This is a genomic window from Marinobacter sp. X15-166B, from assembly GCF_001752365.1.
Taxonomy (GTDB): domain Bacteria; phylum Pseudomonadota; class Gammaproteobacteria; order Pseudomonadales; family Oleiphilaceae; genus Marinobacter.
Genome location: NZ_MEIY01000001.1, coordinates 1,361,339 through 1,385,793, shown reverse-complemented (window position 1 = coordinate 1,385,793; position 24,455 = coordinate 1,361,339). Strand labels below are relative to the sequence as shown.

The following is a 24,455-nucleotide window of genomic DNA, read 5'->3' as shown; positions in this document are numbered from 1 at the left end:
AACTAGCTGCGTAATTCCCGCATCACCGGGCCGGTTTCCGGGCGCACCCCGCGCCACACGTAGAACGCCTCGGCCGCCTGCTCCACCAGCATACCCAGACCGTCAATCACCCGGCCAGCCCCCTGGTCCAGCGCCCACTGGTTGAACACCGTGGTGGTCGCTGCGTACATCATGTCGTAGACCAGGGTTTGGGTGCCGATCACCGCCGTGGACAGGGGGGCAAGTGACCCTGCAGACTGGCACTGGTGCCGTTGATGATGAGGTCAAACGGGGCCTTTGGCGCGGTGAACGCGCAACTGCTCAGGCGGGTGTTACCGGTGGTTCCGGCAAACAGCTCCACCAGGGCTTCGGCACGGGCGAGGGTGCGGTTGGCGATCGTGATGCTGGCGGGCCCCTGCGCCAGCAGCGGCCCCAGCACCCCCCGTACGGCCCCGCCGGCCCCCAACACCAGAATACGCGCCCCCGGCAGGGGAACCTGATGATTGTGAACCAAATCCCTCACCAGACCCGCACCGTCGGTATTGTCCGCCGTCAGTGAACCCTCACTGTCCAGGTATAGGGTGTTGGCAGCGCCGGCCAGGCGCGCCCGGTCGGTGCGCGCGGCGGCCAGCGCCCAGGCCTGTTCTTTAAACGGCACCGTGACATTAAGGCCGCCGCCGCCCCGGTCAAAGAATTCGGTGACCACTTCGGCGAACCGGTCCAGCGGGGCCTGAATCGCCGTGTACTCCAGCGCCTCACCGGTCTGGCTGGCAAACAGACTGTGTATCTGGGGCGACTTGCTGTGCTGAATGGGGTTGCCGACCACCGCGTACAGATCGTTCATGGTTGCTCCCCCAGCCAGTCACGCCCGGTCAGAAAGTAGTCGGTGAGGCGGGCCTCAGCGGTGCCGGGCTCGGGCACCTGATTGTAATCCCAGCGCACCAGCGGAGGCAGGGACATCAGAATGGATTCGGTGCGGCCCCCTGACTGCAGGCCAAACAGCGTGCCCCGGTCATAGACCAGATTGAACTCGACATAACGGCCCCGGCGGTATAACTGGAACTCCCGCTCACGTTCGCCGAACGGCGTGGCCCTGCGGCGCTGGACAATGGGTTCGTAGGCCTCAATGAAGCTGTCACCGACCGCCCGCATAAAGGCAAAATCCTGAGCGAAATCACCGGTGTTATGGTCATCAAAAAACAACCCGCCCACCCCTCGGGGTTCGTCCCGGTGCTTCAGATAAAAATACTCATCGCACCACCGCTTGTAGTCGGGGTAGACCCGGTCACCGAATGGCTGACAGGCATGACGGGCGGTTTCATGCCAGTGCACGCAGTCTTCCTCGAACCCGTAATAAGGGGTCAGGTCATAGCCCCCGCCAAACCAGTACACCGGTTCCGCGCCCTCCGGATGGGCGATAAAGAAACGCACGTTGGCGTGGGAGGTGGGCACGTAAGGGTTGTGCGGATGCAGCACCAGTGACACCCCCATTGCCTCCCAGGGGGCACCGGCCAGGTGGGGACGGTGAGCCGTCGCCGAGGGCGGCAAGGTGGCGCCGGTGACGTGGGAGAAATTAACCCCCCCTTTTTCAAACACCGCCCCATTGCTGAGGACTCGACTGATGCCACCGCCCCCTTCAGGGCGGGTCCAGGTGTCGGTCAGAAAGGTTTCTTTACCATCGGCTGCAGTCAGGCGCTCACAAATACTGGCTTGCAGATCGAGCAAATACTGATGTACCGCCCCGGCGTTGGTTTGAGACATGCTTTACTCCTAACGAAGACGACGACCGGTCGCAATGTCGATGATCTGGCTGGGTTGGCGCTCGCTGCCCACGTTGCCCGGGGCCAGCCAGTCAATGCGGCCACCAAAATACCGGGCGACCTGCCACCGGGTTCGCGCCGGTGGACGGGTAGCCGGATTGCAGGACGTCGACACCAGCGGCTGCCCGGCGGCTGAACTCAGGGCGCACACCACAGGGTGCTGGCTGACCCGGACCGCCACGGAAGTATGGGCTCCTTTCACCCACTCCGGAATCTGCCCGGCCACATCGGGCAACAGACAGGTGACCGGCCCCGGCCAGCAGTCCAATGCCCGCTGGCGCAGTTCCGGTGCCAGCGGCTCCAGCAAAAACCCGATCTGCTCGACCGAGGCTGCTGCCAGAATCAGGCCTTTCTCCCGGGCCCGCTGCTTCAGGCTCAGAATACGGTCCACAGCCATCTCATTCCAGGGGTCACACCCCAGTCCCCACACTGCCTCGGTGGGGTAAGCGATCACTCCGCCCTGCGCAAGCAAGCGGCGCACGTACAGGCGCTGGCAATCGGAAAGCGGGCCGGGACGGGTAGCGGGATTGGCGATCATCGGATCCTTGCTGGTTTCGGATTTGTGGGTACCGCACCGGCCGGGCAGGCCGGTGATCAGCGGGTCACCGGATGAATGCGTTGATAGCCGCCCGGCGCTGCCTCGACCAGACCCTGCATCTCCAGCAACAAAAGCGCTTGCACCAGCTGGTCAGCGGGCAGCCCCGTCGCCAGGCACAGTTCATCGGTTGACAGTGAATCATACCCTAAAGCCGATAATACCGCGATTTCCCGATCGTCCAGTTGCGCCGGCAGCGGCTCGGGCCCAAGGGACGGGGCATCCTGCTGAGGGGATGCCCGGGAGGCCTGCGGAGCGGCGCTCACCGGCCGGGTTTGCCAACCCGCCAATGCGTCCTCGATGTCGGTCACCGACTCCACCAGCACCGCGCCCTGACGGATCAGGTCATGACAGCCGCGGGCCACGGGGTTGTGCACCGACCCGGGAATTGCAAACACCTCGCGGCCCTGCTCCAGCGCCAGCCGGGCGGTGATCAACGAGCCGCTGTTGCGGCTGGCCTCCACCACCAGCACCCCGCGGCTCAGGCCACTGATGATGCGATTGCGTTGGGGGAAGTGGGCTGCCCGGGGGGGTGCACCGGGAGGCAGGTCGGACACCAGCACCCCGGACTCGATAATCCGCCGGGTCAGGTCGGCGTGCTGGCGGGGGTAGATGACATCGACCCCGGTACCAATGACCGCCACCGTCGGGTAGCCCGCATTCAGCGCGCCCAGATGGGCCGCGCCATCGATGCCCAGTGCCAGGCCACTGGTGACCAGATAGCCCCGTTCGCTCAACACGGCGGCAAAATTCCGCGCATGGGCCAGCCCGCTGCGGCTGGCATTGCGACTGCCGACGACGCCAATCTGGGGGCGTTGCAACAGGGCCCGCTCCCCCCGGAGATACAACACCACCGGGGCATCGTGGATGTGCCGCAACGGCTCCGGATAGTCCGCATCCGCCCAGGTCATCAGGGTAACGCCCTGATCGGCACATGCCCGCCAGATCGCCACCAGTTTCTGCACCCCGTTATGGTGCAGATCCCGACGCTGCCAGGCGAGGACCAGGTCAACCGCCGGCGGGGCCAGACCGGCACTTTTCAGGGTGGCCGCATTGGTCGCCAGCAAGGCCGGCAGGTCAGGGTGATGGTCCAGCAGGGCGCGGCGGCGACCGGCTCCGCACCGGGGCAGGTGAGCGAACAGCAGCCAGGGCGCCGCCGGGTGGGTAAACGGTGCATCGGTCACAACATCCAAATCCTTTTAAACGTTGTTATAAAAAAAGGAGCCGGGCGGGTCGGCCGGGCTCCTTTGTTGGATCGGTCAGAACTCAGGGGTTCTTGACTTTATCGCCAATACTCAGGGGACGGGTTGCCTGCAGTACCAGACCATAGCTCATTTTCTCATACGCCTGGAAAACCATCAGCAAACCCGCGCGTTCATCCGGCAACTCGATGGTTTCGCGGGTCACCGGGTCGCGCACCAGATTACCGCTCTTCATCACTGCCAATACGTGGCCCGGCACAATTCCTTCGCGGACGCCGCGGTTAATGGCAACCACATTGTACTGACCGATCTGGTTCACCCCGCCTTCTACCGAAATCATCTGCCCGACCACTTGCTGATCCGGAGCCGCTGGCAGGAAGCTGGTGGTGATCTTGCGATCTTCGCTTACCAGCAGCCGGTCGGCGATGCGCACCTCTTCGTTGGAGTTGGTCAGCATCACCGTCAGTACATCGCTGTTTTCAGCGGCAATCGTACCGCGGGCAATGGCGCGTGCCTCCAGACCAAGAAACTCGTTGGTTTGCGGATCCACAAACGCTTTGCTGCGGCGGAATACCCCCACCCGGTCGGCCGGTTTCTGGCCACGGGCGTAGACTTTGTCGCCGGCACCACTGATGATACGTCCGTCAGCACCTTCCAGCACATAGGGCGCACCGTCCAGCTCCTCGGCGGTGACAATGCGGGTATCAGACAAAAAGCTGTTGATCGCATCCAGCGGTATGGCCGGAATGGGCGTGGTGATCTGCTCGGAACGGATCTTGGGCGAGAGTTTGATTACGCCGTCGCCCACCTTGGTGATCCGCGGCTTGCCGTCAATGTACACCAGGGCCAGCTGATCGCCCGGATAAATCAGGTGAGGGTTGCCGACCTGGGGATTCACGTGCCAGATTTCCGGCCAATACCACGGATTACTCAGAAAGCGGGACGAAATATCCCAAAGGGTGTCCCCTTTCACGACCGTGTAACGCTCGGGATACCCCGACCGAAGCTCAGGCCCGGCAGCTTGTGCCCAGGAAGTGAACAACAACATAGTTGCTGTCAGCGCGTACAGCAGTTTCCTCATTATTAATTCCTTGCTCGCGTGCCTAAAGTCCGTTGTTTCTGCCTTCGCAGCCACAATGCCTGTCACAGGGTAGTTCTTACTATAGAATAAGTCTCACCACTTGTGCTGTTATCTTTTGTTCTGCCAGTCAATTGTGTCGTTGGACTGGTTAATTTGTACTCAATAGCATACTTGAGAGATAATACGCTGCGGTACCACCCCGATCATAATAGAGATGTCACAGCTTTAAGCAGTACACTGTCGCATTTCGGGCATGATGACCGATACTTATCGTATACGGGATCAACGCACGGACCAACACACCAACGAATTGATGCACCATGATTTTAGATATTTTAGAGTTTCCTGACCCACGTTTACGCACTGTTGCCAAACCGGTGAAAGAGGTCACGGACGAGATTCGTACCCTGATCGACGACATGTTCGAGACCATGTACGATGCCCCCGGTATCGGTCTGGCGGCGACTCAGGTCAATGTCCACCAGCAGATTATCGTGATGGACCTGTCGGAAGACCGCAGCGAGCCGCTGGTGCTGATCAATCCGGAAGTGGAAGTGCTGGAAGGTGACTATCAGGACATGCAGGAAGGCTGTTTGTCGGTGCCGGGGTTCTATGAAGACGTTTCCCGGATCGATCACGTGCGCGTCAAGAGTCTCGACCGCAACGGCCAGCCCTTCGAAATGGAAGCCACCGGTCTGCTGGCGGTGTGTATCCAGCATGAAATGGACCACCTGAAAGGCAAGCTGTTTGTGGATTATCTCAGCCCGCTCAAGCGCACCCGGATTCGCAAGAAACTTGAGAAACAACACAAACTCCGCGCCTGACCGGTCATTGCCTTCCGCCGCAGGCCCTACGTAGACAGATTGGTATGCAGACCGGGCCCGGGCCCGGTTTTTTCGTATTCACCGAAGCAGAGATCACACCACCGTGCGACTAATATTTGCGGGCACCCCCGATTTTGCCGCTTCCGCCCTCACCGCCCTGCTGCAAAGCGGGCACGAGATAGTGGCCGTTTACTCACAGCCGGATCGACCGGCCGGACGGGGGCGCAAACTTGTGCCGGGCCCGGTCAAACAGGTGGCGCTGGAGGCGGGCATTCCGGTGTACCAGCCGGCCAGTCTGAGAACCCCTGACGCGCAGGCCGAACTGGCCGCCCTGAACGCCGATGTGATGGTGGTGGCTGCCTACGGTCTGATCCTGCCGGAAGCGGTTCTCGCGCTGCCACGGCTGGGTTGTGTGAACATTCACGCCTCGCTGCTGCCCCGCTGGCGGGGTGCCGCCCCCATCCAGCGCGCTCTTGCCGCCGGTGACACAGAAACCGGCATCACCATCATGCAGATGGATGCCGGGCTGGATACCGGCGCCATGTTGCTGAAAGTAACGACGCCCATCACCCCGACCGATACCGGGGGCAGTTTGCATGACCGGCTCGCCGTCATGGGCGGCGAGGCCATTGTGGAGGCCCTCGGGCAATTGCAAGCGGGCACGCTGGTGGCCGAAGCCCAGGACGACGGCCAGGCCTGCTACGCCCACAAACTCAGCAAAGAGGAGGGGCGGGTCGACTGGCACCGTCCGGCGGTGGAGATTGACCGGCAGATACGCGCGTTCAACCCCTGGCCCGGCAGTTACACCGATCTGGCGGCGCAGCGCGTCCGGTTGCACCAGGCGGTCGTGGTGCCCCTGAGCGACGACGTCAGGCCCGGTACAATTGTGCGGCGTGATCGCGACGGCATCGATGTCCGCTGTGGGCAAGAAGGGTTGCGCATCCAGCAACTGCAATTGCCGGGCGCGCGGGCACAGTCCGTCAACGACCTGATCAACGGTGGCAAACCCCTGCTGCTGGTCGGCGAGGAGCTGCACTAGATGGCCGAACCCTCGCACAGCCTGCGCGCCGCCGCCGCCCGGGTCATTCAGGCGGTCGAACAGGGCCAGTCACTCTCCCAGTGCTTGCCGCCGGCCCTGCTGCGCGTGGCCGAGCGGGACCGGGCGGGATTGCAGGCCCTCAGTTACGGCACCTGCCGCTGGTTCCACCGCCTTGACGCGGAGCTGGACCAGCGATTGAAACGCCCGCTACGCAAACAGGACCGCATCATTCACCATCTGATGATGGTCGCCCTGTTCCAACTCCGATTCAGCCAGCAGGCCAGCTACGCGGTGCTTAATGAGACCGTGGAAGCCTGCCGGGAATTGAACAAACCCCATCTGACCGGACTGGTTAACGGCACCTTGCGCCGCGCCCAGCGCGACGGCGAGCCAGCCTACCCGGATTCCGGTACGACACTGAGCCATCCCCTGTGGATGCGGGAGAAATTGCGCCACAACTGGCCCGACGACTGGCAAGCCATCCTCGCGGCCAACAATCAGCAGGCCCCCATGACCCTGCGGGTGAACGCCCGGCGGACCAGCCGGGCGGCGTATCTCGCCCGACTTGCCGAAGCCGGTATTGACGCCCGGGCCACCCGCTTTGCCCCCCAGGGTATCCAGCTGCAGCAGGCGGTGGCGGTGGACCTGCTGCCCGGTTTTGCCGAGGGCCTGGTCAGTGTCCAGGACGAGGCTGCGCAATTGTGTACCGGCTTGCTGGATCTGCAGCCGGGCCAGCGGGTGCTCGACGCCTGTGCCGCACCGGGCGGTAAGACCTGCGCGATTCTGGAAGCCTGTGCGGAGCTGGGCGAGGTGGTGGCCATTGACCAGTCCGCTGAGCGTCTGGTGCGGGTGGACGAAAATCTGGAGCGTCTGGGACTGGTGGCCAATGTGATGGCCGCCGACGCTGGCGCCACCGACAGCTGGTGGGAGGGCACGCCCTTTGACCGTATTCTGCTGGACGTACCCTGCAGCGCCAGCGGGGTGATCCGGCGCCATCCGGATATCAAACTATTGCGCCGTGAAGCGGACATCACCCCGCTGGCGGCCATCCAGCTGGATCTGCTGACGGCCATGTGGTCAGTCCTCAAGCCGGGTGGGCGTCTGGTGTACGCCACCTGTTCCATTTTCCCCCAGGAAAATCATCGCATTGTGGAGCGTTTTCTCAAACAGCAGGACACGACCCAACTGGTTCACATCGACGCCGGCTGGGGCCGGGACATGGGGGCGGGGCGGCAACTGCTGCCGGAGCCCGACAGTCACGACGGTTTTTTCTACGCGGTTCTGGAGCGGGTTGCGCCATGAAGATTCTGATCCTCGGAGCAGGCCAGGTCGGTGGCACTCTGGCGGAAAACCTGGCTAACGAGGCCAACGATATTACCGTGATCGACAGTGACGGAGCCCGGCTCCGGGAACTGGGCGACCGGCTGGATATCCGCACCGTGGAGGGGAGCGGCTCCTACCCGGAAGTTTTGCGGCAGGCGGGGGCAGAGGACGCCGAAATGCTGATCGCGGTCACCAGCAGCGACGAAACCAACATGGTGGCCTGCCAGGTCGCCAGCATTCTGTTCAACACACCTACCAAAATCAGCCGGGTGCGTGCCAGTGCGTATCTGGCCAGCAAAGAACTGTTCGGTGACCGGGGCTTTCCGGTGGACGCACTGATCAGCCCGGAGTATCTGGTCACCCGCAACATTACCCGCCTGATCGAGTACCCCGGGGCTTTGCAGATTCTGGAGTTTTCCAACGGTCTGGCGCGTCTGGTGGCCATCCGTGCCACCGAAGGCGGGCCGCTGGTGGGTCACGAACTGTCGTACCTGCGCACCCACATGCCGCGGATCGACACCCGCATTGCCGCGATCTTCCGCAAAGACCGGCCGATCATCCCCCAGGGCAACACGGTTATCGAAGACGGCGACGAGATTTTTTTCATCGCCGCAACCGATCACGTGCGCCAGGTGATGAGTGAGTTGCAGCCGCTCACCAAACCCTACAAGCGGGTGTTCATCTGCGGCGGCGGCAACATCGGGCACCGCCTGGCACAGACGCTGGAAGGGCGTTATCAGGTGAAGGTGCTGGAACGTAACCACGAGCGTTGCATCACCCTGTCGGACAGCCTCAAACATACCGTGGTGCTGGAAGGCAACGGTGCCGACAAAGACATTCTGCTGGAAGAGAACATCGAGAACACCGATGTGTTCTGTGCGGTGACCAACGACGACGAAGCCAATATCATGGCCTCGTTGCTGGCCAAACGCTTGGGCGCCCGTAAGGTGCTGACCCTGATCAACAACCCGGATTACGTGGATCTGATCCAGGGCGGCGACATTGACGTGGCCATTTCACCCCAGCAAACGACTATCGGCAGTCTGCTCACCCACGTGCGGCGTGGCGACATAGTAAATGCTTACTCACTGCGCCGGGGGGCCGCCGAGGCTATTGAGGTGATCGCCCACGGGGATCACCGGTCCTCCAAGGTGGTGGGGCGGCGACTGGATGAAGTGACGCTCCCTGCAGGCACCACCATCGGCGCCATCGTACGCCACAACGAGGTGCTGATCGCCCACGACCATCTGCGGATCCAGCCCGACGACCACGTGATTTTGTTTCTGGTGGACAAGACCCGCATCCGCGATGTCGAACGGCTGTTTGCGGTGGGGCTGACATTTTTCTGACGTACCGTCACCGGCTTTTAGAAAAGCCCGCTCCGGCAGCGTATAATGCCGTTTTTATTTCGATGCGTGACAGACACACCTTCGCGCCACACACAGACTGAGCAGCAGGCAACCGTCGTGACAGACAAGGCAACGTGCAACACCTCACCGGACATTAAAACCTTTCAGGGTCTGATACTGGCTCTGCAAAACTTCTGGGCGCAGCAGGGCTGTGTCGTGCTCCAACCCCTGGATATGGAAGTGGGTGCTGGCACCTTTCACCCCGCCACATTCCTGCGGGCGATCGGCCCGGAAACCTGGAACGCGGCTTACGTGCAGCCCAGCCGCCGTCCCACCGACGGCCGTTACGGTGAAAACCCCAACCGCCTGCAACACTATTACCAGTTCCAGGTAGTGCTCAAGCCCTCTCCGGATAACATCCAGGAGTTGTACCTCGACTCACTCAAAGCGCTGGGGCTGGATCCGCTGGTGCACGACGTCCGTTTTGTGGAGGACAACTGGGAGTCCCCCACCCTGGGTGCCTGGGGGCTGGGTTGGGAAATCTGGCTGAACGGCATGGAGGTCACCCAGTTTACCTATTTCCAGCAAGTGGGCGGTCTTGAATGCTACCCGGTGACCGGTGAGCTGACCTACGGTCTGGAACGCATCGCCATGTATATCCAGGGGGTCGACAGCGTATACGACCTGGTGTGGACCCACGGACCCGATGGGGTGGTCACCTACGGTGACGTGTTTCATCAGCAGGAAGTGGAGATGTCCACCTACAACTTCGAGCACGCGGACACCGACTTCCTGTTTCACAGCTTCGATGTCTACGAGCGGGAAAGCCGCCGGCTGATTGACCTCGGACTGGCACTGCCTGCCTACGAACAGGTACTGAAAGCCTCACACACATTCAACTTGCTGGACGCCCGCCACGCAATTTCCGTGACCGAGCGCCAACGATTCATCCTGCGGGTGCGCAATCTCGCCCGGGCAGTGGCCAAGGCCTACTTTGACAGCCGCAAAGCCCATGGATTCCCGTTGGCTCCCGAGGAGTTGCGCAAGGAACTGTTGGCCAAGGCAGACGATGAACCCGCAGCAGACACGCGGAAAGGGAACGCATAATCATGGCAACACAAGATTTTCTTGTTGAACTGGGCACCGAAGAGCTGCCCCCGAAAACACTCAAAACCCTTTCCGAGGCGTTTACCCAGGGCATCGGCAAAGGCCTGGCAGCGGCCGGCATCAGCCACGGTCTGATCGAAACGTTCGCCGCGCCCCGGCGTCTTGCTGTGCGCATTCGTGACCTGCAGGACGCCCAGCCGGACAAACCGATCGAAAAACGCGGGCCCGCGGTGAAAGCAGCGTTTGACGATGCCGGTAACCCCACCCGCGCGCTGACCGGGTTTGCCACTTCCCTGGGCATCACCCCGGACCAGCTCGATACCATGGAAACCGACAAGGGCGCCTGGCTGGTGTACCGCAGTGTCGAGCAGGGCAAGCGCACGGTCGAGCTGATCCCGGCGCTGGTGGAACAATCCCTCGCCAATTTGCCCATCGCCAAACGCATGCGCTGGGGTGCCCACCGGGTGGAGTTTGTGCGCCCGGTGCACTGGGTGGTGCTGTTGTTCGGCAACCAGGTCATCAACAGCCCCATCATGGGCCTGACCCCCGGTAACAAAACCCGCGGCCATCGCTTCCATTGCCCCAAGACCCTGATTATCCCCACCCCGGCGGATTATGAAGTGGTGCTCAAGCAGGAAGGCTATGTGCTCGCCGACTTTGCCGAAAGACGCGAACTGATCCGCAAGGGCGTCGTCGCACTCGCCCAACAGGAAGGCAACGCCGTCGCGGTCATCGATGAGGAACTGTTGGATGAAGTCACCGCGCTCAATGAATGGCCGGTGCCCTTGCTGGGCCGGTTCGACCAGCGCTTTCTGGAGGTGCCCGCAGAAGCCCTGATCTCGTCGATGAAGGAGCACCAGAAGTATTTCCACGTGGTCGATGGCGAGGGGCACATGCTGCCGTTGTTCGTCACCGTGGCGAACCTCGAGAGCAGGGACCCCGCCAAGGTGATCGCCGGTAATGAAAAGGTCATCCGGCCACGTCTGGCCGATGCCGCCTTTTTCTACGAAACCGACCGCAAAACCCGTCTGGAAGACCGCATCGAGCGGCTCAAACCCATCGTGTTTCAGGAAAAGCTGGGCAGCATTTACGACAAGTCGGTACGGGTGGCCGCCCTGGCCAGCAAGATCGCCAGCGCCATTGGCAGTCAGCCGGCCTTGGCCGAGCGTGCCGCCATGCTGGCCAAGACCGATCTGGTGACCCAGATGGTGCTCGAGTTCAGTGAGTTGCAAGGCGTGATGGGGCAGTACTACGCCCAGAACGACGGCGAACAGGAGGAAGTGGCCCGCGCGCTCAATGAGCAGTACATGCCTCATTTTGCCGGTGACCAATTACCTGCCACGCCGACGGGCTGCGCCCTGGCCATTGCCGACCGTCTGGACTCTCTGGTGGGCCTGTTCGGCATCAATCAGCCCCCGTCAGGCACCCGCGACCCGTTCGCGCTGCGCCGTGCCTCGTTGGGGGTACTGCGCATCATTATCGAACGGGGTTTGCCCCTGGATCTGCAGGTCTGCTGCGAGTGGGCGGCGGAAGGGTTTGGCGACCTGATCGCGGCCGACACCGCCACCACCGTGGTGGATTATATGCTGGAGCGTTTCCGTGCTCACTATGAGGAGCAAGGCATAGTGGCCGAAGTCTACCTGGCCGTGCATGCCCGCCGGCCCACCAAACCTCTGGTGTTTGACCGCCGCATCAACGCGGTGGAGGCTTTCCGTCAATTGCCGGAAGCCCAGGCACTGGCCTCGGCCAATAAACGCGTGTCCAACATCCTCACCAAACAGGGGGGGATCAGGTGGGTGAAACCGTCGATCCGACCCTGCTGCAGGACGACGCGGAGAAGGTTCTGGCCGAGCAGGTCGAGCAACAGGCCCGCATCGTACTGCCGCTGCTGGAGCAGGGCGATTACGGCGCCGCGCTCAGCTCGCTGGCCAGCCTGCAGGGCGCGGTGGATCAGTTTTTCGATCAGGTGATGGTGATGGCGGACGATGACGCGGTGCGCAACAACCGGCTGGCGCTGCTGAACCGGTTGCGCAATCTGTTTTTGCGGGTGGCCGACATCTCCCTGTTGCCCAGCTCCCACAGCAGCGCCTGAGCGCAAGGCTGGAAGGGCAATGTTGCCAGAACGGGCAGGGCGAGATTTGCACCGCCCGTTCTGGATAATTTCCGCCGGTCCGGTATAATGCTTGCGGCAATACGGCGTGTGGCGCAGCTTGGTAGCGCACTTCGTTCGGGACGAAGGGGTCGCAGGTTCGAATCCTGCCACGCCGACCAACTCATTCCCGTCACCTCCTGTAAGTAACTTCCCGGTTCCTCCAGCCAAACCACTTTTTAGTCGCTGCAAGGCAGGCTACACTAAGGCCTGATCCGTACACCCCCGGACGTCATCAACCACCGGGAGCGGCGCCATATCCGTCCTGTTCGGCGCCACTCACGTTACGCCCGGGACACCCCCACTGCAATCATATTATCTGACAGAGTCTGCACCTTACTTATGAGCAACACAGCTGGACACATACCTGAACACAAACCCAGACCCTGGGTGGATCTGCTGGTCAGCATCATCATTCCGTCGGTGATTCTGATGAAATTCAGTGGCGACGCCCACCTGGGCAGCACCTGGGCGCTGATTATAGGGCTTGCCTTTCCGCTGGGGTGGGGGTTGTTCGAGCTCGTTCGCTATCGTAAATACAACTTTATCGCCGTGCTCGGGGTGGTCAGTGTTGGCCTGACCGGCGGCATCGGCCTGATGGAGCTGGACCCGCAATGGTTGGCGGTCAAGGAGGCCGCGGTGCCCCTGTTGATCGGTCTGGCGGTGCTGGTGTCCACGCGCACCAAATACCCGCTGGTGCGTACCCTGTTGTACAACCCGAAAATTCTCAACGTGGAAAAAATCCGCCAGGCCCTGGTCAAGCACCAGTGCGAAGCGGAGTTTGAAGCGCGACTGCTCACCGCCAGTTATCTGTTCAGTGGCACCTTCTTGTTTTCCTCGGTGATGAATTACATCCTGGCCAAATGGATCGTCGTCAGCCCGGCGGGCACGCAGGCGTTCAATGAGGAACTGGGCCGGATGACCCTGGTCAGTTACCCGATGATCGCCATCCCCTCCATGATCATGATGATGGCGATTTTTTATTACCTGTGGCGTACCATCCGCCGGCTCACCGGTTACACCCTGGAAGAGGTCATGGCGCCCCACCTGCATCCGGACAGCGACAAGGATCAACCCCCCAGGTCCGCCCCCAAATAAGCCGGCGCGCGCCCACTAAAAAAGCCAGTCCCCGACGATCGGAGACTGGCTTTTTTTTACCTCTGGGTGCGGACACGGCGCTAGCCGGGCCGGTCAGATGTCCAGGTTGTGCACTTCCAGAGCGTGACTCTGGATGAACTCACGACGGGGCTCGACATCGTCCCCCATCAGGGTGGCGAAGATCTGGTCGGCGGCGATGGCGTCATCGATGGTCACCTGCATCATCCGGCGGGTTTCCGGATCCATGGTGGTTTCCCACAACTGCTCCGGGTTCATCTCGCCCAGGCCTTTATAACGTTGCAGGGTCAGCCCTCGCTGGGCTTCTTTCATCAGCCAGCTCAGCGCCCCTTCGAACGACAGCACCGCCTGTTTGCGCTCACCGCGCTGCACGTAGGCTCCTTCTTCAATCAGCCCGTCCAGGGTTTCACCCATACGGGCAATGGCGGCGTAGGAGGTGGATTCGAAGAAATCCTGATCGAACACATAGGAATGGCCAATCCCATGAATGACCATGTCCACCTTGGGTAAGTACAGCTGACGCTCGTCGTCCCGTTCGACCGAAAACAGGTAGTTGGTGCCGGTGCGCACATCCAGTGTCAGTTCCGCCCCGAGGCGCTCTACCCATTGGCTCACAATCGCTTCGTCCTTCATGTCCTCCGGCTGCAGGGTGCTGTTTCGGAGCATCTGTTCCAGCACCTTGGCGGGGTAGGCCCGGGACAGACGCTCGATCAGGTGCATCACCGTATTGTAGTCGGTCACCATGGTCTCCAGCGCCGATCCCTTGATTGCCGGGGCATCCGGATTCACGAACAGCTGGGCGCCGTCCAGGGCGCTTTGGGTGAGAAAGGCTTCCATCGCCTTCTCATCCTTCAGGTACTGCTCCTGCTTGCCGCGCTTGACCTTGTACAAGGGCGGCATGGCGATGAACACATGGCCCCGCTCAATGATTTCGCGCATCTGACGGAACAGGAAGGTCAGCAGCAGGGTGCGGATATGAGAGCCATCGACGTCCGCGTCCGTCATGATAATGATGGAATGATAGCGCAGTTTGTCCGCGTCGAATTCTTCCCGGCCAATCCCACACCCCAGTGCGGTGATCAGCGTACCCACTTCCTGAGACGACAACATGCGGTCAAAGCGGGCTTTTTCCACGTTCAGGATCTTACCCTTCAAGGGCAGAATGGCCTGAGTGCGCCGGTCCCGGCCCTGCTTGGCACTGCCACCGGCCGAGTCACCCTCCACAATGTAGAGTTCGGACAGGGCCGGGTCCTTCTCCTGACAATCCGCCAGCTTGCCCGGCAGGCCGGCGATGTCCAGCGCCCCTTTGCGGCGGGTCATGTCGCGGGCTTTCCGGGCGGCTTCCCGGGCCCGCGCGGCTTCAATCATCTTGTTCACAATCAGCCGCGCTTCGTTGGGTTGTTCCACGAGGAACTCGGACAGCGACTGATACAGCTCCTGTTCCACCGCCGTACGGACTTCCGACGACACCAGTTTGTCTTTGGTTTGAGACGAAAACTTGGGGTCGGGCACCTTCACACTGATTATGGCCGTCAGACCTTCCCGGGCGTCGTCGCCAGAGGTGCTTACCTTGGCGGTCTTGCCCAGCCCCTCACTGTCAATGTAGTTGTTGAGGGAGCGGGTCAGTGCGGCTCTGAAGCCCGCCAGGTGGGTACCACCGTCCCGCTGGGGGATGTTGTTGGTGAAGCAGTAAATGTTTTCCTGAAAGGCGTCGTTCCATTGCATGGCCACTTCGACGGTGATGCCGTCGTCCCGCAAGGTGCTGAAATGGAACACCCGGTTGATCGGGGTCTTACTGGTGTTGAGGTGTTCCACGAACGCCCGCAATCCGCCCTCGTACTCAAAGACTTCTTCCCGGCCGGATTTTTCGCACTTCAGCCGGATGCGGATGCCGCTGTTCAGAAACGCCAGTTCGCGCAGGCGCTTGGCCAGCACGTCGTAGCTAAATTCGATGTTGGTGAAGGTTTCGGAAGAGGGGATAAAGTGCACTTCGGTGCCGCTCTTGTCGGTGTCCCCCAGTTCGGTCAGGGGCGCTTTGGGTACCCCGTGGCTGTACACCTGCTCGTAGACCTTGTTGTTGCGGCGAATGGTCAGCTTCAGTTTTTCCGACAAGGCATTGACCACCGACACCCCCACACCGTGGAGGCCACCGGACACCTTATAGGTATTGTCGTCAAACTTGCCGCCGGCGTGCAGCACCGTCATGATCACTTCGGCGGCGGATACGCCTTCCTCTTCGTGCATGTCCACGGGAATCCCACGGCCGTTGTCGCGCACACTGACGGATTCGTCCGCATGGATAACAATGCCGATCTCGGAACAATAACCCGCCAACGCCTCATCGATGGAGTTGTCCACCAGTTCGAAGACCATGTGGTGCAGACCGGATCCATCGTCCGTGTCCCCAATGTACATACCGGGCCGTTTACGAACGGCATCCAGGCCTTTCAGGACTTTGATACTTGAGGAGTTATAACTCGATTCACTCATTAGGACGCTCCTAAAGCGCTGGTCTTATTCTTGCGTTAGTTTGCCATGTTCCACGTGGAACATTTTGAATGCTGGCTGCGATGCCCGCCACAATTTGCGGGGGCAAGGTTTTTCGATAGACGTTAAAAAAACCTGACAGCCGAGGGTGTGTAATTTTTCCGCCAACATTGCACGGTTGTCGATATCCAGTTCCGCGTTGATGTCGTCGAGAAGAAAGGTGACCTGTTTGCCCTGGGCCGACAGCACCATGCACTGGGCAATTTTCATCAGGACCACCAGGGTCTTTTGCTGCCCCCTGGAAAAAGTTTCGGCAACCGGACGCCCCTCGAAGCGTAAACGCAGGTCCGCCCGGTTGGGGCCATACAGGGTGTGCCCCATGCGTAATTCCTGCTGCCGGTGCGCCACCAGCACGTCGCTCAGGGCGCGGGTCTTGTCCCATCCCGGGTAAAACTCCAGCTTCATGCCATCGACCCAGGGCAACCGGGTTTCCGCCAGCAACCCCCTGAACGCTTCGCTGAACTGTGCAAACGCTCGCCGCCGCGCTTCGGTCACCTGTTCGGCCAGCACCACGTATTGACTGTCCCACACCTTGATTAGCGCGTCGTCTAGTCTACCATTTCTGAGCGTTTGGTTCCGCTGTGACGTCACTCTTTGACACTGCTGCCACACCGAAGAGAACGAAGGTTCCACGTGGAACACTGACCAGTCCAGAAATTGCCGGCGTTTACCGGGCCCCCCGGCAATGATGTCAAACACCCCCGGATCGATGACGGAGACGGGGAAGTGGCGGGCCAGGGCCGACAGGCTGCGCACCGCCACGCCATCGACCCGAAGACTGGTTTCTTTGGCACTCAGGTCGCGGGCAATGCCCAGCCGGTGGGCGAGGGGGGTGGCCCCGTCAGCGGGTCGCTGCCGGGGTGAGTCGAAACCGCCGTCGAGCCCGCCAAACACGGTGAATTTGTGCTGGCCGTGCTGACACACCGCCTGGTGGCGACCGACCCGGAAAGACCGGCCCAACGCCAGATACCCGATCGCTTCCAGCAGGCTGCTTTTGCCACTGCCGTTCTGGCCATACACCAGGTTGATGGCCGGTGAAAACGAAATGGGTGCGTCGTCCAGATTACGAAAATGCTGGGTGTGTAACTTCACCAGTGCCATAGAAAAGCAGGTGCTCCGCCAAAAGAGGGGGTTGCGGCCATTTACTGCAGCAGACTCAGGCGATCGTCCAGAAACACGTCCATTTCGGGGGCCAGAATATGGACATAACGATCAAAATACAAAAACTGTTTCAACAACAGGGCAAACTCCCGCGGGAAGTGCAGCCCGTGGCATTCACCAATTTTAACGATTTCCTGCAGGATGTTGTTGACCTCCTCGTCGGTCTGGTCTGCCCCGTAGCGTCCTGGCCCCGCCACCATACTGTCCATCCGTTCATACAGCTGGCGCAGGTCGCTGGCCAGTAACCCGGTGTTCACCTGCTCCCGCGTCACCCCGATACGTACCATGGCCCGCGCCATGCCATCGAAATCCCCCACCATCACCGTGGCGATGAAGTCGGACACCCCTTCCCAGGTATCGGCGGCAATGCGCCCGACTATACCGAAATCAATGAACCCCACACGACCGTCCTGCAACACCATCAGATTCCCGGCGTGCACGTCGGCGTGAAAAAACTCACACCGGGTCAGGCTGGCAAACCAGGTGTTCATCGCGGTGATCAGCGTGCGCTCCGGGTCATCGGTCACTTGACGGATACTGGCAAGATCGGTCAGCGGCACCCCATAAAACCGTTCCATGGTCAGCATGCGCCGGCTGCTGGCGTGCTCGTAGACTTTGGGCACCGTGGCGTCGGTATTGTGGGTGGCGTGCAGAAACTCGCGGAACACCTGAAGATTCTTCGCTTCTTTGATGAAATCGCACTCTTCCATCATGGTGCGTTGAATTTCTTCCACAATCCCCGACAGGGAGGTCCAGGACAGGCGCGGTGCCAGCGCCTCCACCAAACGGGAAGACAGGTACAGAAAACTCAGATCCGTTTGCAGGAGGTTTTCCACCCCGGGCTTTTGCACCTTGATGACCACATCCTCGCCGGTCACCAGGCGGGCGGCGTGCACCTGTGCAATCGACGCCGAGGCGAGGGCCACCGGGTCGATGTGCGCGAATACTTCATGCACCGGACGCCCCAGCTCGGCGGCAATCACGTTACGGATCACCCGAAAGGGCAGGTGAGGGGTCTGGTCGAGGCAATTCTGAAACTCGTCGACGTATTCCTTGGGGAAAAAAGGTCGGGGAACTGGCGATGAACTGCCCCAGTTTAATGTAGGTGGCCCCCAGGGATTCGAATGTCTGTCGCAACAACCGGGGGGCTGGTGGCCGCTCCCCCCGGACCCAGTTGATCCCGGTGCGCCCCAGCACCGATAAGGTCTGACCGATTCTGAACGCGCCTTTGATTCCCCGGGTCACTGCCACCATGATCACCACCGTCCTGTTAGCGGGCGCCGCCTACAACCGCATGGGCATGACCACATACAGGCAGCGGTTATCGTTTTGCGCCTCGATCAGCGCACTGCTGTTGGGGTTCGCCAGGGTCAGTTTGACCTGATCTTCCTCCAGTGCATTCATCACGTCGACCAGATAGCCCACGTTAAAACCGATTTGCAGCGCTTCGCCCTGATACTCCACCGCCAGAGTGTCCTCGGCCTGCTCCTGGTCGGGGTTGTTGGCAAACACCTGCAGCTGGTTCGGCGTCAGGTTGAGACGCACCCCACGAATGTTTTCATGGGACAGGATGCCGGCCCGTTGCAGGGTGTTTCTCAGGGTGGTGCGATCGGCCAGCACCACCTTGTCGCCGCCCCGGGGAATCACCCGATTATAGTCGGGAAACTTGCCTTCAATCAGCTTGGAGGTGAAGGTGTACGCGCCCACCGTGGCCCGCAAGTGGTTGTCACCAATCACCAGCGTCACCGGCGTTTCCACATTGTCCAGCAGTCGCGCCAGCTCCAGCACCCCCTTGCGGGGGACAATCACCTGTCGCACTTCCGGACAGCCCATGGGCACCTCCATATAGGCCATGGCCAGCCGGTGACCGTCGGTGGCCACTGTGCGCACGTGATTCTGATCCACCTCCAGCAACAGCCCGTTCAGGTAATAGCGCACATCCTGCTGCGCCATGGCGAACGCCGTCGCATCCAGCATGCGCTGCAGTTCCCGTTGCGGCAATTCCAGGCGGAAGCTTTCCGGTTCGTCTTCCACATTGGGGAAATGCTCCGCGGGCAGGGTCGACAAGGTGAAATGACTGGCACCGCTGCGGATGTGCAAACGATCCCCTTCGAGCACCAGGTCGATGGACGAATCCTCGTTGAGGGCGCGGCAGATATCCACCAATTTGCGTGCTGGCACGGTGATGCGTCCGGGCTGGTCGACATGCACCGGTACCACCCGAGCCACCAGTTCTACTTCCATGTTGGTGCCGGTCAGTGTCAGCGTGTTGTCTTCGGCCACCAACAACACGTTGGACAGCACCGGCATGGTCTGTTTACGCTCCACCACCCCGGCGATCGACTGCAGCGGGGTAAGCAGAGACTCTCGGCTGATTGTCAGTTTCATGGCACTCACAACTTGTTATCAATGAATGAAGTCTGTTTTCGCGACCTTGCCCAACCCATCGGTTTAACTGGTCAGCAGACGCATAAAGTTCTGGTAATCCTCACGGATGGTTGCATCCGTTTCCTGCAATTCAACGACTTTTTTACAGGCGTGCAACACCGTGGTGTGGTCACGCCCGCCAAAGGCATCGCCGATTTCCGGCAGACTGTGATTGGTCAGCTCTTTGGACAAGGACATGGCAATCTGCCGCGGACGGGTCACCACCCGGGTGCGGCGTTTCGACAGTAAATCCGCAACCTTGATCTTGTAATACTCGGCCACCGTGCGCTGAATGTTGTCAATACTGACCTGTTTCTCATGCAACGCCAGTAAATCCTTAAGGCTTTCGCGAATGAACGGCGGCGTAATCTCCGACCCGGTGAAGTGAGCATTCGCTATCACCAGTCGGAGCGCTCCCTCCAGCTCTCGGACGTTAGAGCGGATTTTCTGGGCAATGAAAAAGGCCGCTTCGCTGCTCAGTCTGACGTTGGATTGCTCCGCCTTTTTCATCAGTATGGCCACCCGGGTTTCCAGCTCGGGCGGTTCCACCATCACGGTCAGCCCCCAACCGAACCGGGACTTGAGCCGCTCTTCCATGTCGACGATTTCCTTGGGGAAACGGTCACAGGTAACAATCACCTGCTGGCCCCCCTCGAGCAGGGCATTGAAGGTGTGAAAAAATTCTTCCTGGGAACGCTCTTTGCGCGCAAAAAACTGAATGTCATCGATCAGCAACGCGTCCACCGAGCGGTAATAGCGTTTGAATTCGTTGATCGCGTTCAATTGCAACGCCTTGACCATATCCGCGACAAACCGTTCCGAGCGCAGATAGGCCACTTTGGCACGGGGATTCCGTCGTACAATGTCGTTGCCAATGGCGTGCATCAAATGGGTTTTACCCAGCCCAACGCCGCCATACAGGAACAAAGGGTTATAGGCGCCTCCCGGATTCTCCGCCACTTGCATGGAGGCCGCGCGGGCCAGTTGGTTGGACTTGCCTTCCACAAAGGTATCGAAGGTGAAGCCTTCATTCAGAAAACTCTGATGCTTGATGTCACCTTCCACCTGCACCCGCGGCCGACCGCCGGTTTCCCCTCTGTTACGGGCACGGGCGTCCCTGGCCGAAGCCGCCACCCCTTGCTCTTCTTCGGTCACCGTCCCGACGTCTTCCTGAAAGGATCCGGGTGGGGGCGTCGCGGCCGCGGAAGGCTCCACCGGTTGCTCCTGCTTGGGCGCCGAACCCACCTTCATCCCCACTTTCGGGGCCTGCCCCCCTTCCAGATCCTTGAGCACTTCTTTGATCCGGTCCAGGTATTTTTCGTTAACCCAATCCATCACAAAGCGGTTGGGGGCGAACAACATCAGCTGCCCTTCACGAAGATCACTCTGTAACGGTCTCAGCCAGGTATTGAATTGCTGAGCGGGAAATTCATCCCGTAATACCTCCAGGCATTGATGCCAAATAGTCTGCGACAAGGCAGTCTGCCTCCAACACGGTAAACCACGGTCGGGACCCTGCTGAGCCACACAGCGGGTGTCCACGACAGAAAGTATTCATTGAAGCCGGATTCTACCCTGCCAACGCACCCAATTAAAGGGCAGGAATAAAACAACCCACACCCTGTGAATATCTTTACCCTTAAATATCAGATAGTTACAACCTTACAAACACCCTTGTGTACAGAAAATCGCGCTTTAGAGTTACACACATCGGGGTGTGAGCAACACCTCATCAGGCCTGTGGTTAACTTTTTCACCGTCTCTGGATAAGTCCGGTTCGAGCCAGACTGGAAAGTTATCCCCAATTCGTTTTGGCGTTATCCACAGCGCCTATCCCCATCGCTCAACGCGGTTGTCATTAGTGTAACTTGCTGTTTGGTATGAGATTAATAACCTTACCCACAGAAATCACCAGGCCTAATAACAGTAATAATAGATCTTTAAAAGAATTAAAAAAAAGAACTAACTACTAATATTAACCGCTTCGCCACCACCCTTCGGCGGACGGATTTTGGGCTGTCGAAAACCAGCCATTGAAATGCACGCCCACATTGCATAAAATGCCGCACCTGTTCCGACTGTTCAATTTACAGCCAGCAACTGAATTTCCATCATTCGTAATGTGAGAACCCCCAATGAAAAGAACGTTTCAACCCAGTAATCTGAAGCGTAAGCGCAACCATGGCTTCCGTGCCCGTATGGCTACTGCAAACGGTCGTAAGATCCTTGCCCGTCGTCGTGCCAAAGGCCGTGTGCGTCTGTCTGCTTAATATTTAACCTGCAGCAATGAAGGCTTCGGGCTTTCCAAAGACCGCCAGGTTGCTGAAACCGCGGGATTACAGCGAAGTCTTCAGTAACGTTCAGGTTCGGGTGCCACACAAGCACTTTTTGATCCTGGCGACGCCCAATGCCCTGGGACACGCCAGAATCGGCTTGGTGTTCTCGAAAAAGCACCTGAAACTGGCGGTGCAACGTAACCGGGTCAAACGCGTGGTCCGGGAAACGTTTCGCCTGCAACCAGCCTTGCCGTCCCTGGACATCGTGGTATTGGGACGCCAGGGGTTGGCAGCGGTGGACAATCCGGAACTTCACACAATTCTCAACGAGTTGTGGCAGCGGTTAGTCCGCAAGGCCCGGTCTCTCCCCACTGCACCAGCGCATCCAGACACAGTTGGTCTCAGTAAAGGCTCGGGTTAATGCGCAGAACTCTGCTTCTACCCATCCGTTTTTACCAGTACGCTATCAGCCCCATGATGGCCAGCCACTGTCGTCATCACCCAACCTGTTCTGCTTACGCAATTGAGGCGATCGAACGTCACGGTGCCTGCAAGGGGCTGTTTTTTACCAGTAAAAGGCTTCTGCGCTGTCATCCATGGGCACAAGGCGGGTATGATCCGGTACCTGATATAACTCCACCCAAAGACACACAGACGACACAGTAGGTTTATGGATATTCAACGCATTGTACTATTTGCCGGCCTGGCCATTGTCAGCTATCTGATGGTTCTTGCCTGGAATGAAGATTATCACCAGCCACAGGTAACGCCGGTGGCCACCCAGCATTCCAATGCGTCCTCAGCGGGTTTCGAGCAGGCCGGTGAGCAATCATCCACCGCCCGGCAAACCGCTGCTGCCAGTGACGAAGAGTTCATAACCCCTGAAGGCACCAACCCCGCTACCCTCAGCGCAGAAAGCCGTTCCGTGCCGGTCAGCAGTCAGCTGATTACCCTGCGCACGGACGTTCTGGAGCTCAAAATTGACCCGGTAGGCGGCAATCTGGTGGAATCCTCCCTGCTGGCGTACGACGACCGTCTGGGCAGTGAACAACCGCTCAAATTGTTGCAAAACGACGCCCAGCGCACCTATCTGCTGGAAAGTGGTCTTATCGGTAAACACGGCTTTGACAGCCGTCGTAACGGCCCCCCACCGGTGTATCAGTCAGCAGAATCCAGCTATGAGCTCGGTGCCGGCGAATCCGAATTGCAGGTCGATCTGGTGTTCACCAGCGACACCGGCGTCAAGGTCACCAAACGTTACCGTGTGGCCCGTAACAGCTACGAAATCAAACTTGATTATCTGATTGAAAACCAGTCGGACAGCGTCTGGGAAGGCAATCTGACGGGCAAAATCGTGCGCGACCAGACCCCGGATCCGACCGCCCAGAACAGTCTGGGTATCAAGGCGTTCCTGGGACTGGTGGTCAGCACCCCGGACAAACCCTACGAAAAATACGATTTCGGTGACCTGAGCAAAAAACCCATCAACCAGACCGTCGCCAACGGCTGGTTGGCGTTTTTGCAGCATTACTTCCTCACCGCATGGATACCAGAGGAAAACCAGGCCAACCAGTTCCAGAGCACACAGCGTGGCAACCTGCAGGTGATGGGGTTTGTCAGCCCGGCCACTGTGGTGGCGCCGGGTGAAACCGGGCAGGCCAGTGCCCGTGCATACATCGGACCGAAAATCATCGACCGGCTCGAAGCGGTGGCACCCAATCTGGATCGCACGGTGGATTTTGGCTTCCTGTTCTTCATCGCCCTGCCGCTGTTCATCATTCTGGAATGGTTCCACGGACTGGTGGGTAACTGGGGGGTGGCGATCATCCTGTTGACGGTGCTGGTCAAGGCGGTGTTTTTCCATCTGTCGGCCACCAGCTACCGGTCCATGGGACGGATGCGCGCCGTGGCACCGCAACTGACCCGGCTGCGTGAGCTGTACGGGGACGATCGCCAGCGTATGTCGCAGGAAATGATGGCGCTGTACAAAAAAGAGAAGATCAATCCGCTGGGCGGCTGCCTGCCGATTCTGGTCCAGATGCCGGTGTTCATCTCCCTGTACTGGGTGCTGTTCGAAAGTGTGCAACTGCGGCACGCCCCGTTCATGTTGTGGATTCACGACTTGTCGGTGATGGACCCTTACTTCATTCTGCCGATTCTGATGGGCGCCAGCATGTTCATCCAGATGAGTCTGAACCCGGCACCGCCCGATCCGATGCAGGCCAAGATCATGAAACTGATGCCGGTGGTGTTTACCGTGTTCTTCCTGTGGTTCCCTGCCGGTCTGGTACTCTACTGGCTGGTCAACAACATTCTGTCGATCGCCCAGCAGTGGTACATTACCCGCAAGATTGAAGCGGAAATGGCCACCAAAACCCGCTGACCTGAGCGCGTTTGAATAATCCCCACAAAGGCTCCGACTCGGGGCCTTTGTTGTATACCGCCAACCTGCCCCGGGAG

18 protein-coding genes, 1 tRNA gene and 3 pseudogenes are annotated in these 24,455 nt (G+C 59.8%); 12 read left to right on the top strand and 10 right to left on the bottom strand.

Going from position 1 to position 24,455, the window contains the following annotated elements; translation table 11 throughout:
• Positions 1-2: 2 nt before the first annotated feature.
• The 5 genes and pseudogenes from aroE to BG841_RS06530 form a co-directional block, all read right to left on the bottom strand.
• Positions 3-823 (bottom strand): annotated as a pseudogene (gene aroE / locus BG841_RS06550) (shikimate dehydrogenase).
• Complete coding sequence (gene hemF / locus BG841_RS06545; RefSeq protein WP_070056922.1) at positions 820-1,740, bottom strand: oxygen-dependent coproporphyrinogen oxidase; 921 nt, start codon at positions 1,738-1,740, stop codon at positions 820-822. Before hemF ends, aroE begins: the two are co-directional and overlap by 4 nt.
• A 9-nt stretch (positions 1,741-1,749) precedes the next feature.
• Positions 1,750-2,337: an L-threonylcarbamoyladenylate synthase gene (locus BG841_RS06540; RefSeq protein WP_070056921.1), complete on the bottom strand. Its 588-nt coding sequence runs from the start codon at positions 2,335-2,337 to the stop codon at positions 1,750-1,752.
• 56 nt (positions 2,338-2,393) lie between these two features.
• Positions 2,394-3,578: a DNA-processing protein DprA gene (gene dprA, locus BG841_RS06535; RefSeq protein ID WP_070056920.1), complete on the bottom strand. Its 1,185-nt coding sequence runs from the start codon at positions 3,576-3,578 to the stop codon at positions 2,394-2,396.
• A gap of 82 nt (positions 3,579-3,660) precedes the next feature.
• Entirely contained in the window at positions 3,661-4,677 is a 1,017-nt protein-coding gene (locus tag BG841_RS06530) for a LysM peptidoglycan-binding domain-containing protein (protein ID WP_070056919.1), read from the bottom strand.
• 320 nt (positions 4,678-4,997) lie between these two features.
• Here BG841_RS06530 and def point away from each other — a divergent pair, with 320 nt between their 5' ends.
• From def to BG841_RS06490, 8 genes and pseudogenes are all read left to right on the top strand, one after another.
• Entirely contained in the window at positions 4,998-5,501 is a 504-nt protein-coding gene (gene def / locus BG841_RS06525) for a peptide deformylase (protein WP_070056918.1), read from the top strand.
• Positions 5,502-5,604: 103 nt separating this feature from the next.
• Positions 5,605-6,540: a methionyl-tRNA formyltransferase gene (gene fmt, locus BG841_RS06520; RefSeq protein ID WP_070056917.1), complete on the top strand. Its 936-nt coding sequence runs from the start codon at positions 5,605-5,607 to the stop codon at positions 6,538-6,540.
• Entirely contained in the window at positions 6,541-7,842 is a 1,302-nt protein-coding gene (gene rsmB / locus BG841_RS06515; RefSeq protein ID WP_070056916.1) for a 16S rRNA (cytosine(967)-C(5))-methyltransferase RsmB, read from the top strand.
• The gene (gene trkA / locus BG841_RS06510; RefSeq protein ID WP_070056915.1) at positions 7,839-9,212 is read left to right on the top strand and encodes a Trk system potassium transporter TrkA; all 1,374 of its coding nucleotides are present in this window, start codon (positions 7,839-7,841) and stop codon (positions 9,210-9,212) included. The genes rsmB and trkA overlap by 4 nt, the downstream gene beginning before the upstream one ends.
• A gap of 117 nt (positions 9,213-9,329) precedes the next feature.
• Positions 9,330-10,319, top strand: a complete 990-nt coding sequence (gene glyQ / locus BG841_RS06505) for a glycine--tRNA ligase subunit alpha (protein ID WP_070056914.1) — start codon at positions 9,330-9,332, stop codon at positions 10,317-10,319.
• A gap of 2 nt (positions 10,320-10,321) precedes the next feature.
• Positions 10,322-12,411 (top strand): annotated as a pseudogene (glyS, locus tag BG841_RS06500) (glycine--tRNA ligase subunit beta).
• A 102-nt stretch (positions 12,412-12,513) separates the two neighbouring features.
• Positions 12,514-12,590, top strand: a tRNA-Pro gene (locus BG841_RS06495).
• A 220-nt stretch (positions 12,591-12,810) separates the two neighbouring features.
• Complete coding sequence (locus BG841_RS06490) at positions 12,811-13,566, top strand: VC0807 family protein (protein ID WP_070056913.1); 756 nt, start codon at positions 12,811-12,813, stop codon at positions 13,564-13,566.
• A 93-nt stretch (positions 13,567-13,659) separates the two neighbouring features.
• Here the strand turns inward: BG841_RS06490 and gyrB are convergent, their stop codons facing one another.
• The 5 genes and pseudogenes from gyrB to dnaA all read right to left on the bottom strand — a co-directional run bounded on the left by gyrB (position 13,660) and on the right by dnaA (position 21,195).
• Positions 13,660-16,074, bottom strand: a complete 2,415-nt coding sequence (gyrB, locus tag BG841_RS06485; RefSeq protein WP_070056912.1) for a DNA topoisomerase (ATP-hydrolyzing) subunit B — start codon at positions 16,072-16,074, stop codon at positions 13,660-13,662.
• Between the two features lie 24 nt (positions 16,075-16,098).
• Positions 16,099-17,232: a DNA replication/repair protein RecF gene (gene recF / locus BG841_RS06480; protein WP_070056911.1), complete on the bottom strand. Its 1,134-nt coding sequence runs from the start codon at positions 17,230-17,232 to the stop codon at positions 16,099-16,101.
• 41 nt (positions 17,233-17,273) lie between these two features.
• Positions 17,274-18,546, bottom strand: a pseudogene (locus BG841_RS06475) (ABC1 kinase family protein).
• A 30-nt stretch (positions 18,547-18,576) separates the two neighbouring features.
• Positions 18,577-19,680 carry a DNA polymerase III subunit beta gene (gene dnaN / locus BG841_RS06470; RefSeq protein WP_070056910.1) on the bottom strand — a complete coding sequence of 368 codons (1,104 nt, stop codon included), beginning with the start codon at positions 19,678-19,680 and terminating at the stop codon, positions 18,577-18,579.
• A 63-nt stretch (positions 19,681-19,743) separates the two neighbouring features.
• Positions 19,744-21,195: a chromosomal replication initiator protein DnaA gene (gene dnaA / locus BG841_RS06465; RefSeq protein WP_070056909.1), complete on the bottom strand. Its 1,452-nt coding sequence runs from the start codon at positions 21,193-21,195 to the stop codon at positions 19,744-19,746.
• Positions 21,196-21,854: 659 nt separating this feature from the next.
• Between dnaA and rpmH the strand changes: the two genes are divergently transcribed.
• From rpmH to yidC, 4 genes are read left to right on the top strand one after another with little or no spacing between them, the layout of a single operon-like run.
• Positions 21,855-21,989, top strand: coding sequence for a 50S ribosomal protein L34 (gene rpmH, locus BG841_RS16440; protein ID WP_074454301.1), 135 nt, complete (start codon positions 21,855-21,857; stop codon positions 21,987-21,989).
• Between the two features lie 16 nt (positions 21,990-22,005).
• On the top strand, positions 22,006-22,416 hold the full coding sequence (rnpA, locus tag BG841_RS06460; RefSeq protein ID WP_070056908.1) for a ribonuclease P protein component: 411 nt from the start codon (positions 22,006-22,008) through the stop codon (positions 22,414-22,416).
• Positions 22,416-22,661, top strand: a complete 246-nt coding sequence (gene yidD / locus BG841_RS16435; protein ID WP_074454299.1) for a membrane protein insertion efficiency factor YidD — start codon at positions 22,416-22,418, stop codon at positions 22,659-22,661. The genes rnpA and yidD overlap by 1 nt, the downstream gene beginning before the upstream one ends.
• 4 nt (positions 22,662-22,665) lie before the next feature.
• Complete coding sequence (gene yidC / locus BG841_RS06455) at positions 22,666-24,378, top strand: membrane protein insertase YidC (protein ID WP_070056907.1); 1,713 nt, start codon at positions 22,666-22,668, stop codon at positions 24,376-24,378.
• Positions 24,379-24,455 lie beyond the last annotated feature (77 nt).

Coding starts and splice junctions, on each gene's coding strand:
- rnpA (WP_070056908.1), top strand. CDS start 22,006: ATGAAGGCTTCGGGCTTTCCAAAGACCGCCAGGTTGCTGAAACCGCGG.
- dnaN (WP_070056910.1), bottom strand. CDS start 19,680: ATGAAACTGACAATCAGCCGAGAGTCTCTGCTTACCCCGCTGCAGTCG.
- rpmH (WP_074454301.1), top strand. CDS start 21,855: ATGAAAAGAACGTTTCAACCCAGTAATCTGAAGCGTAAGCGCAACCAT.
- trkA (WP_070056915.1), top strand. CDS start 7,839: ATGAAGATTCTGATCCTCGGAGCAGGCCAGGTCGGTGGCACTCTGGCG.
- recF (WP_070056911.1), bottom strand. CDS start 17,232: ATGGCACTGGTGAAGTTACACACCCAGCATTTTCGTAATCTGGACGAC.
- hemF (WP_070056922.1), bottom strand. CDS start 1,740: ATGTCTCAAACCAACGCCGGGGCGGTACATCAGTATTTGCTCGATCTG.
- BG841_RS06530 (WP_070056919.1), bottom strand. CDS start 4,677: ATGAGGAAACTGCTGTACGCGCTGACAGCAACTATGTTGTTGTTCACT.
- yidC (WP_070056907.1), top strand. CDS start 22,666: ATGGATATTCAACGCATTGTACTATTTGCCGGCCTGGCCATTGTCAGC.
- BG841_RS06490 (WP_070056913.1), top strand. CDS start 12,811: ATGAGCAACACAGCTGGACACATACCTGAACACAAACCCAGACCCTGG.
- yidD (WP_074454299.1), top strand. CDS start 22,416: ATGCGCAGAACTCTGCTTCTACCCATCCGTTTTTACCAGTACGCTATC.
- BG841_RS06540 (WP_070056921.1), bottom strand. CDS start 2,337: ATGATCGCCAATCCCGCTACCCGTCCCGGCCCGCTTTCCGATTGCCAG.
- gyrB (WP_070056912.1), bottom strand. CDS start 16,074: ATGAGTGAATCGAGTTATAACTCCTCAAGTATCAAAGTCCTGAAAGGC.
- rsmB (WP_070056916.1), top strand. CDS start 6,541: ATGGCCGAACCCTCGCACAGCCTGCGCGCCGCCGCCGCCCGGGTCATT.
- def (WP_070056918.1), top strand. CDS start 4,998: ATGATTTTAGATATTTTAGAGTTTCCTGACCCACGTTTACGCACTGTT.